At 37.0% G+C, this 6,030-nt stretch carries 5 protein-coding genes; 2 read left to right on the top strand and 3 right to left on the bottom strand.

The window, feature by feature from the left end; genetic code table 11:
• Positions 1–333: 333 nt before the first annotated feature.
• Both AC1DUW_RS19120 and AC1DUW_RS19115 read left to right on the top strand, forming a co-directional pair.
• On the top strand, positions 334–744 hold the full coding sequence (locus AC1DUW_RS19120) for an NUDIX hydrolase (RefSeq protein ID WP_477643212.1): 411 nt from the start codon (positions 334–336) through the stop codon (positions 742–744).
• Between the two features lie 347 nt (positions 745–1,091).
• A protein-coding gene (locus AC1DUW_RS19115; protein ID WP_477643211.1) for an IS3 family transposase occupies positions 1,092–2,653 on the top strand; the annotation gives its coding sequence in 2 pieces (ribosomal slippage) (positions 1,092–1,725 and positions 1,725–2,653; 1,563 coding nt in all).
• Between the two features lie 115 nt (positions 2,654–2,768).
• Here the strand turns inward: AC1DUW_RS19115 and AC1DUW_RS19110 are convergent.
• The 3 genes from AC1DUW_RS19110 to AC1DUW_RS19100 all read right to left on the bottom strand — a co-directional run.
• Positions 2,769–4,073, bottom strand: a complete 1,305-nt coding sequence (locus AC1DUW_RS19110; protein ID WP_477643210.1) for an MFS transporter — start codon at positions 4,071–4,073, stop codon at positions 2,769–2,771.
• Positions 4,074–4,092: 19 nt separating this feature from the next.
• Complete coding sequence (locus tag AC1DUW_RS19105; protein ID WP_252432439.1) at positions 4,093–4,530, bottom strand: acyl-CoA thioesterase; 438 nt, start codon at positions 4,528–4,530, stop codon at positions 4,093–4,095.
• A gap of 20 nt (positions 4,531–4,550) precedes the next feature.
• A partial coding sequence (locus tag AC1DUW_RS19100) for a class I adenylate-forming enzyme family protein (protein ID WP_477643209.1) occupies positions 4,551–6,030 on the bottom strand: 1,480 nt, incomplete at its 5' end.

The following is a 6,030-nucleotide window of genomic DNA, read 5'->3' as shown; positions in this document are numbered from 1 at the left end:
AGACATGGGAGGGAAAGCCTCCAAGGGCAGCGTGGAAAATGCGTGCAGTATATGTAATAATATGGGATTTTTGATAGATCCCCTATTTCACTCTGCCCTCATCTTATCAAAACGGTCCTATCTCTTTCGTTCATCTAAAGCAACCTATACCATGTGGTTTGAAATCCTGCGAATAAGCGAGTATTCGTGAGCATTATCTATTAAACTGAGGGAGTTCTATAAGGATCACTAAAAGGTGTTCAATGACAATAAAGATAATTAATTACAAATAAAGATGTTTAATTTACAATAAACTTGTTTAGCTCTTAACTAATAAGAAAAGGAGTATTGAATTTGAATCGTGTTGATGTTGTGTACACACTTTTGTTTAACGAGGATACCAATAAGATTTTAGTGGTACTAAATAAAAAAAATAACACTTGGTCCTTACCAGGAGGAGCAGTTGAAGAAAATGAGACTCTAAAAGAAGCAGCCATCAGAGAAGTTAAAGAAGAAACGGGCTATGATGTGCAGGTAAACGATATTATTGCATTAAATGAAGCATTTATAAATGAAGATCATGTATATTTTATTATGTTTGAAGGGCAAGTTCTAAAATCACCTGAACAAATTCCAAAGGAAAAAAACATTTTAAGAGTTGAATGGGTAAATTTAGAGGAAGCAGATAGACTAATGCCTTATTATCCAGAAGGAGTATCCAAACTAATTAGAAACTCCAGAGCAAGATATACATTCCAAAAATAATTAAAATACAATGGTATTAGGCCTAAATTGCTGTGTAATTGCATTGAATTATAGATTTAAAATTACATTATTGTTACTGTGGAAAGAGCAATTTTGACCTACAATCAAAATTAATAACTTTATTTTAACACCGTTCAAAAATTTGGACGGTGTTATGCATGTTTGTAGTTTTAAAATTAAACGACTTTATTGGCAATCAACAAAAGGATATAAAAATAATCAAACTATTTTATAAAAACCGTATACTTATCACTAAAAAAGAATCCATTTTGTTCATTTTTGATATGCTCCCCATTAGGTAGACAGATAAAAAATAAAAATCTGTTGATCTAAGGGGAGTATTTTCTATGGCTCGAATGAAATATTCTAAAGCTGAAAAATTGGCTATTTTAAATCTTTATAAAGATGGTCACCATTCAATAGCTGACATTACGGCCAAGTTTTCTGTTGATCCTGGTACGATTAGAGATTGGAAGAGAAGATATGAAATGAATGGTGAAGACAGTTTAACAGACGCGACTTCTTGGAAGYCTTATTCAAAAGAGCTAAAGTTAGCAGCTGTGAATGATTATCTATCAGGRCACTATTCGTTAAACAAGGTTATCCAAAAATACAATATATCCAGTACTGCGGTTTTGGGAAAATGGATTAAAAAGTATAATAGTCATAGAGAATTAAATGATACCGGTAAAGGAATGACAAACTCTATGACAAGTAGAAGAAAAACAACATTAGAAGAACGAATTCAAATTGTGAATTACTGTCTACAACACCAGAAAAACTATCAACTCGCAGCCGAAAGCTATGGAGTTTCTTACCAACAGGTATATCAATGGGTCAAGAAGTTTGAAACAAATGGTGAAGAAGCAMTACAAGATAAACGCGGTCGAAAGAAAGAGGAATATGAATTAACAGCTGAAGAAAAGTTTAAGCTGGAAATGAAACGTTTAGAGCGAGAAAATGAACGATTGCGTGCAGAAAATGCTTTTTTAAAAAAGTTAGAGGAACTCGAAAGGAGGCGTCAGTAACAAGCGTTCGTCTACAAAATAAATATAGAGCGATTCAAGATTTACATTCGSATGAAAACCTGCCAGTAATCCTTTTATGTGAAATTGCCGGTGTATCCCGTGCTGCTTATTATAAATGGCTWCAGCGTACGCCAACAGCTAAAGAATTAGAGAATGAAGCAATTCTTCAGGATATCCAGSYTATTTATGCACGAGTAGGAGGCATTTATGGGTACCGAAGAATGAAATTAAATATCAATAGGATATATCATAAAAAGTTTAATCACAAACGCATTTATCGCTTAATGCACATCGCTGGATTACAGTCCGTGATTCGTCGGAAAAGAAAACGCTATGTTCCCTCATCTGCGCAATATGTCGCTGAAAATCGACTCAATCGTGAATTTACTGCAAGCAAGCCCAATGAAAAATGGGTAACAGATGTCACAGAGTTCAAATTAGRAAACGGAAGGAAAACGTATTTAAGCGCCATTTTAGATCTTTACGATGGCTCCATTATTAGTTATGTATTGGGACATTCAAACAATAATAAATTGGTATTTCAAACATTGAATCAAGCTATCACTATATTAAAAGAGAATGAACATCCATTGATTCATAGTGATCGAGGGTATCAATATACATCACATGGGTTTAAGAGAAAAATAGAAAAAGCAAAAATGATTCATAGCATGTCACGTGTAGGAAAATGTATAGATAATGGACCAATGGAATCGTTTTGGGGGACGTTGAAATGTGAAAAGTATTACTTACATAAGTATGAGACATTTGAAGCGTTACAACAAGCGGTAAATGATTATATCCAGTTTTACAATAACGAACGTTACCAAGAAAGATTAAACGGCTTAAGCCCATTGGAATACAGGGCTCAAGTCGCTTAAAGCTTTTTTATTATTTCCACTGTCTACTTGACAGGGAGCTGTTCAACTTTTTTCAAAATGGATTCTTTATATTTTCTGTAAAATGCATATTTACACAATGTTCATACCAAACCCCTTATATAGCCGTATTGGTAGATACCTCAGAAACCGGACTCTTTTTTGGACGTATTCCGATACAGGCCGTGACTCCAAAAACGAATAAGAGGCCCGCACAGGTGAAAAAGGAATATTGAAAACCAGTCGTCGCTGACACAGAATTTTCCACAAAAAGTCCTGTAATATAAGGACCCACAATCCCACCTAATGAGGCAATCGCCATAAACCATCCTTGAATTTTACCCTGATGCCTTTTGGAGATAAGGTTTACTAACAAAGTCGGTCCAAGAATAAGAGTTATACAACCAAAGGTTAATCCTAAAGAAAGCAACCCAACTGCCAGGATATCAGAAGAAACCATGGTCCCCAGGATATAGAATACAGAACCTAATATCATGACAGGACCGAGTACAAAAACTCTGGAACGGATGATACTATTCGTCTTACTGTATAACCGATCAGACAAGAAAGAGAAGAATAATTGTGAAAGAGTAATTAAGATCCATGGAACTGTAACGGCAAAGCTTAATTGGGCCTCACTGATTTGCCGGACATTAGCCAAATAATTAGGCAACCAATTAAGGCCAAATGTATAAGACCAGTATGTTGCAAATCCACAAAGTGCAATGAAAAGGAAGTTTTTCGAAAATAGGGAATTTGTGAATTTTGTTTCCTTTTCTCTTTCCTCCATGCCCATTTCTATCGGTGTGGATATAGAGGAAGCCTTTTCTTCTGATTGTTCTTTGCTGAATTTCAGCCAAATGAGAACCCAAATTACACCTACAACAGCTGTTGCTATAAAACCGCTTCGCCATCCAAAACTCTGCATAATATACATCAAGATAGGAGCAGAAATGGCTACACCTAAAGGTCCTCCTATCGAAACAAGCGTCAATCCAAAACTAAGCTTTTGTTTAGGTAGCCATTTAGAAGCAGAAGTCATGGCCAACGAATAGGCAGGCCCTTCTCCAGCACCTAAAATAAGTCTTGTTGCCAATAATAATGGAAAACTATAAACAAAAAAAGTAGAAAACTGAACCACAGCCCATATGATGGCAATGATGGTAATGACCCGTTTGGCCCCAATTTTATCGGATAAAGCACCCATTAAAATAGCTGATAAAGAATATAACCAAAAGAACACACTGCCCACTAATCCCCATTGCGTGGGTGTGATGTTTAGCTCATCCATAATTTGGACGGAAGCAAATCCAATGATGGCTTTGTCCACGTTACTAATGACAGTCAAGAAAAACAAAAGGATAATCATAATCCAACCTTGCTTTGAAATGACACCTTGCTTTTGAATAGAATTCATATCCATGATCGACCTCTTCCAACTTTTATCTACTTAACACTTCTTTCTTATTTACTACATCATCACACGTCATTAGTTCCCTTATTTCCTCTGGAATCGGCTGAGCTGCTATCCCATTTTCTCCTTTTAAAACCCATCCACGAAGTTCATACCCATAACTGACCCTCTCGCCATTCAAAAATATTTCATGTATGAATTGAATGGTTTTTGTACTCATTTTCCCAACTGTGGTCTTTACGACTATCCATTGATCCTCATGAAGCGGCTTTTCGAACGTACAGCGCACATCAATCAAAGGCAAAATAATATTCTTTTCTTTTAATTGCGATAAGGGCAAATTCATGGACCGAAAAAAGTGATGTGTTGCATTATCAAACCACTTCAAATAATTAGGAAAATAAACAATACCCGCTCCATCTGTCTCCCCGAATTCAATCATAAACTTGTGCTCATTCTCCCTCATTTTTCCTCCCCCCTTCCTTATTACCGCAATTCTTCTTTGAGCTCTGATTCTATTCGCTTTGTTAGTTCTCGTTTCAATATTTTCCCTGATGATGTCATAGGGAGTTCATCCATAAAGACAAATTTGTTTGGAACTTTATATGACACGAGCCTTTGTTCGGCAAATTTTTTAAGTTCCTGCTCGGAAGCTTGCTTACCTGGCCTCAAACGGATTACAGCACAAGTGAGTTCTCCGAGTACCGTATCCGGTAAGCCAATGATAGCTGCTTCCATTACGCTCGGGTGTTGATAATAGACATCCTCTACCTCACGAGGATAGATATTGTACCCCCCGCGGATGATCAATTCCTTTTTACGGCCGACAATCCGGATATATCCTGCTTCATCCATCGTGGCCAGATCTCCAGAATAAAACCACCCGTGTTCATCCGTAGCCTTTTTTGTTTCTTCTTCCATCTGGAAATACCCCTTCATCAGGCCGGTACTTTTGCAGGCAAGTTCTCCGACTACACCTGGCGGAACTGCTTCCCGGTTATCATCCACAATTTTCACTTCTGCGCCCGGCATCRCTCTGCCTACCGTTTCAGCCCTTAGATGGTCATCATCCTCGAAATTCGTCATCGATAAACTTGCAGATGTTTCCGTCATACCATAGGCCACTAGGATATTGCATTTCATCTCATTCTTAATCCGGCGAAGAATTTCAATCGGACAAGGTGCTGCAGCCATTTCCCCGGTTCTTAAGCTCGAAAGATCATATGTAGAAAAGTTAGGGTGATTCAATTCTAGGATAAACATGGTCGGCACTCCCGGATGAATGGTCACCTTTTCATGCTGAATTAATTCCAATGCCTTTTCTGCTTTGAATTTTTCCATTAAAACGAGTCTTCCCTGACAGGAAATGGAACGCAACATGAACATCAAGCCCATGATATGAAATAAAGGAACAGGGATTAAAAATACATCGTTAGGACTACAATCCATTTTATAAGCTGCTGTTCTTGATATACTCACCACATTCTCGTTGGCGAGCATGACTCCCTTTGGATTGCCTGTCGTCCCAGAAGTATAGAGGATTACACAGATATCATCATTTTCCACTTTAGGTGTCTTTAATATTTTGTGATTTCTTCCTAATTGAATTAAACGATCATAATTGTTAATGGAATCATGTTGAAAACGGACGGAGATGAGATGTATTAATGTGGAAATGCTTTTTTGGGCTTCCATCAATTGTGGGAATTGATCGACTTTACCAAAAGTGTTTGAGAAAAAAACAGCTTTAGCACCCGAATTTTCTAAAATATAAATGATTTCATTTTTGCGGAAATCTATATTTAAAGGAATAAGTATCGCACCTACTTTAGATAGTGCCATAAAAATAACCATAAATTCATTCCAATTTGGTAAACAGACCGCGACCCGATCGCCTTTTTCAATACCTAGCTGAACTAATCCAGAGGCTAATAAATCAGCCTCTACATCAATTTCACCATAGGTA

The organism is Peribacillus sp. P4_C12, assembly GCF_056402095.1.
The sequence above is the reverse complement of the archived record's forward strand: the minus strand, read 5'-3'. Positions and strand labels throughout refer to the sequence as shown.

Excerpts from the sequence above, each read along its gene's own strand:
- AC1DUW_RS19110 (WP_477643210.1), bottom strand. The coding sequence starts at position 4,073 with ATGGATATGAATTCTATTCAAAAGCAAGGTGTCATTTCAAAGCAAGGT.
- AC1DUW_RS19105 (WP_252432439.1), bottom strand. The coding sequence starts at position 4,530 with ATGAGGGAGAATGAGCACAAGTTTATGATTGAATTCGGGGAGACAGAT.